The sequence below is a fragment of the Clostridioides sp. ZZV14-6150 genome (genome assembly GCF_020657875.1).
In the GTDB taxonomy this organism is placed as follows: domain Bacteria; phylum Bacillota; class Clostridia; order Peptostreptococcales; family Peptostreptococcaceae; genus Clostridioides.
This window is the reverse complement of sequence record NZ_JAGWDA010000059.1, coordinates 1-451: the sequence shown is the minus strand read 5'-3', so window position 1 is coordinate 451 and position 451 is coordinate 1. Positions and strand designations below refer to the sequence as shown.

The 451-nt window shown below is 49.0% G+C and carries 1 rRNA gene; it reads left to right on the top strand.

What is annotated here, in order from left to right:
- Nucleotides 1–60: 60 nt before the first annotated feature.
- Nucleotides 61–451: ribosomal RNA gene (locus KGF41_RS20525) — 16S ribosomal RNA — on the top strand; the annotation flags it as partial.

Genomic DNA, 451 nt, shown 5'->3' with positions numbered 1-451 from the left:
AAGAAACAAACCATAAAGCCAGATATTTTGATAACAATAGTATCTGAGCCTGATAAACTTTTATTTGAGAGTTTGATCCTGGCTCAGGATGAACGCTGGCGGCGTGCCTAACACATGCAAGTTGAGCGATTTACTTCGGTAAAGAGCGGCGGACGGGTGAGTAACGCGTGGGTAACCTACCCTGTACACACGGATAACATACCGAAAGGTATGCTAATACGGGATAACATATTTGAGAGGCATCTCTTGAATATCAAAGGTGAGCCAGTACAGGATGGACCCGCGTCTGATTAGCTAGTTGGTAAGGTAACGGCTTACCAAGGCGACGATCAGTAGCCGACCTGAGAGGGTGATCGGCCACATTGGAACTGAGACACGGTCCAAACTCCTACGGGAGGCAGCAGTGGGGAATATTGCACAATGGGCGAAAGCCTGATGCAGCAACGCCGCG